Below are 3,841 nucleotides of genomic sequence, written 5' to 3'. Positions count from 1 at the left end.
AAATAGAAGTTGATTTGTAAAATTGGAGATTAAATGAATAAAAAATTATTTATAGGTTATTTTCTTTTTTCGCTGTGTTTTCGATTTGAATTAACAGCGGGAGGGGATTTGGATTTTGATAATTTAAAAATAGATTTGGAGACAATCAAAAATGTTGAAAATGAATTTTTAATAAAGAAATTAGATGCTTTTAATAAACAAGAGCAGAAATCATTGGTCAAAGGCTTGGATGAAGATAAAGTCGAAGTGGTAGAAGAGCGATCTTTTTCAAATGTTAACGATAATAAATTGCAAGAGAAGAAAAAGTTTGAAAGACATTTTTTGAACAAAGAATCTTTGGATTTTTACAAATATCCTGCATTTCCCCCTTATGCTTTGCCTTATGACAAAAACAATTTAGTTTTTATTTCCGTTGGGTCACTCTGGGCGAATAAATGTTTTTCGCCGTCTGGGTCTTGTCACAACATGGCGGAAAACGTTTTTAAAGCAAACCATATTTATCTAAAAGATATTTTGACTGTAAGCAAACTTTTGAAAAATAGTTTATTATCCTCAACCGGAGGTAGTGGTACTCCTTTCGTTCATGATGATACTAAACATTATTTTTATCAGCTTGCGGATCAAGAGTTAAAATTTAATGCATCTTTTCGTAAAACTTTTGTAAATTTTTCGCTGCAACATTTTTTTGAAAAAATAGGGACTTCATTAGGTATTATGTTTCCGGTTGTAAACCGTAAAAACAACATTGTAATGGAGTCAAAAATGTCTGTTGCAATGCGCAATAATCTATCAACTTATACGCCTCAATTTTTTGATAATTATGAAAATTTGGAAGATTTTTTTGATCACATTTTGCAGGCAAAAGGAATCGGGTACAACAAACATGACAGCGAAGTTGGGTTTGGGGATTTAACATTTTTTGCAAACACATCAATCAAAGATCGTCATTTTCAAAGTTTAATTTTGGGTGCAAAAGTTGTTGCTCCAACAAGCTATAGAGAGGGAAGTGCTGATAGACTTTGGAATCCAGATTTGGGTAATGGTGGATTTTGGGAAATAGGAGCATTTTTTAGCGGTTACAAAAAAGTAGATGATAATATTAATCCTAACTTCTTTTTTGAATTTTCTTTGCCTCTTCCATCAAATCTTTATAAAAGAATTCCTCAGCGAAAAATTTATGACGGGGTAACTCCCGCTCCTGGTGCAAATGTTGGCGATAAACTTTTAATGGGCGGTACTGATGTGCAATTTAAAAATGCATATAATGTCTTGGATTCTGATGTGGCTATGATGGCGGATCAGTCTGTTGGTATAAAAATGAAAAAAGGATCACAAATAGTTTTTAGATTTGGAAACGTGATAGATAAATTTTTGAGCAGAAAAAGTTTTTTAGATATTTATTACGAATTTCGTGGCAAAAATAGAGATTATGCTAGTCGGTCTAACTTTGATACCAATTATGACACCATAAATCTTAATAAAAATAGCTTTGAAGCAGAACATAAAATCGCAGCAAATTTTTTATATCAATTTAGTCATTTCAAAAGAATGGCTGTTGGGTGCATTTATACAATTTATGGTCGCAATGTTCCTAAAACTTTAGAATTTAATATTTCTTTCAATAAAGACTTTTAATACCGAATTTTTATTTTGGGGGCATTATTTTTTTGCTAAATAAATTTGGTTAATTTCATATTTTTATTGATGAAACTTTCTAAAACATTGAAATTTAATTTATTTTTTAATAAACATTTTAAAGAGGAGAGTTTCTATGAAAGTAAAGATTTTTTTATTGGTAACTGTATTATCTATTTTAGTTTTGATCAAAGCTTCAGTAATTATCGATGGAGATGGAAATAGTTTAAGTTTGAGCGATTCTGGGATTTTAATTGTCGGATCAACCGAAGGTTTGGAGTTAAAAGATTTAAAATTAACAAATGTATCAGGCTCTCGACTTGTGATGGAATCTAGTACAACAACTTTAACATTGATGGATAGTTGGATTGTCTTGGATAAAGATTATTCTTTTACATCCGGTTATTTGGAAATTATTGGAGATTCCAAGATTACCACATCTTCCAGCGCTAAATTTTCTTTCCAAGGAACCTCGGTAAAAATTACTCCCAATTCAAGTCTTGAAATAGATTCTTGGATTACTTTTAGCTGTGATCCGCAGACAAATACGAATACTTCAATTTTTGTTTTTGATGACGCTTCTTCTACCTTAATTTTAAATAGTTGTACTTTGCACTTTACGCTAACACAGCAAAATTTCACTAAAGGACAATTTTATGTCAAAGGACAGTCGTTTTTGGAAAGCGAAGCAAGAGCAAAGACGGAAGGAATATTTCTGGGAGATGGATCTTCAACTGCAAACAATTTTTTTGTTGAATATGAACCAGGAGCAAATTTAAAACTTACGCAAGGACAATTAACTTATAAAAATTTAGATTCCTAATTTTTTTAGGAGAGTAATGATAATGAAAATTTCCGCTAAATTTCTAAAGCAAACAATATTTTTTGCAGTTGCTTGGTTTGTTATTTGGAGCCAACTTGTTGCAGTAAATAATTTGTCATTCAAAAATCGCATTTCAGCTTTGGAGATTGCACCAAATGCGACTATGAATTTTGATAAACCGGTTTTTAACTACAATGGCACACTGGTAAAAGCACCAAATGCGACAGTAAGCGGGATGAATATTGCTTTTAAAGGTGGAATTTTAGAAGATCAGGGAAATTCTTTATTAATTACGGGAACATACAACACGACTGGAATTTTGGATTTGCGAGGAAGTGATAGTTTTCGAGGAATCGGAAAAGTTTTGCAAACTGTTTCAGTTCAAAATTCTGCAAATAGAATAGAAGGCCAACCTCAATTTACTGGCGATATTACATTACTTGATTCTTCTGCTGGACTTACAATTGCTATCCAAAGTGTGTGCGGCGGAAATATAAATTTAAACAGTGGTCGATTAAGGCTGGAAGATAAATTAAGTTTTTTGGATCAGAAACAAATAGTTGGTCCGGGAATTGTTGAATGCAATAACAATAAATTAGATTTTGGAGGAAAACCCTTAACATTTTCAGCATCAATAACATGGAGCAATGCAACAGATGTAAATTTAACCAGTCATACGTCGCTTTCATCAACATGGACATTTATAGGAACAAATAATTTAAATGGCCATGGAAATGTTTTAGATTTAAGCAGTGGTGGAGATATTGTAGTTGATGCTGCATCGACACTTTATTTGACAGATATTGCTATAAAAGGAGCGGGGGATTTAATTCAACCATTTTGGCTTCTTAGTGGTGATTCGAAAATGGTAATGTCGAATGTGTTTATTGAATTGGGTAGAAATTTAACAACAACATGCGGTAGCATTTATGTCGAAGGTCCAACAACATGGGGAATGAAAAATTATAGTTGGACATTTAATACCGCTGGTACATTGACGGTTGATGGTACAACTTTATGGAAAGATGGAATGCAAAATAGTTTAAGCGGGGGAATTGCTTTTGGAACTACGCTCGCAAATTATTTAACATTACTCAACAGCGGTACAATAAAACAGGTTGCAAATGAAGATTTAATAGTAGTTGATACCGCGGCATTGGATACAAGAATTACCAACACAATGAATAACATTTGGTCGCAATATCTGACAACATCCGCATATCTTGATACTCGCATAACAAATACGATGAACAATATCTGGAGTGATTATCTAACGACATCTGCATATTTGAATACAGAATTGAGTAACACATATAATTATTTAGATAATCGTATAACAACTTCAGTAACATATCTAGATGTAAAAATCTCAAATACAATGAA

At 32.2% G+C, this 3,841-nt stretch carries 3 protein-coding genes; all 3 read left to right on the top strand.

Features of this window, described 5'->3' with window-relative positions; genetic code table 11:
* Window positions 1-33 precede the first annotated feature (33 nt).
* The gene (locus tag DEA20_02715) at window positions 34-1,635 is read left to right on the top strand and encodes a hypothetical protein (protein ID HBS48086.1); all 1,602 of its coding nucleotides are present in this window, start codon (window positions 34-36) and stop codon (window positions 1,633-1,635) included.
* Window positions 1,636-1,771: 136 nt separating this feature from the next.
* On the top strand, window positions 1,772-2,458 hold the full coding sequence (locus DEA20_02710; GenBank protein HBS48085.1) for a hypothetical protein: 687 nt from the start codon (window positions 1,772-1,774) through the stop codon (window positions 2,456-2,458).
* 16 nt (window positions 2,459-2,474) lie between these two features.
* Window positions 2,475-3,841 (top strand): hypothetical protein (locus DEA20_02705; protein HBS48084.1); only part of this gene is annotated, 1,367 nt, incomplete at its 3' end.

The organism is Candidatus Dependentiae bacterium (assembly GCA_003511165.1).
Taxonomy (GTDB): domain Bacteria; phylum Babelota; class Babeliae; order Babelales; family UBA12411; genus UBA12411.
This window is presented reverse-complemented; position numbering and strand designations above follow the sequence as displayed.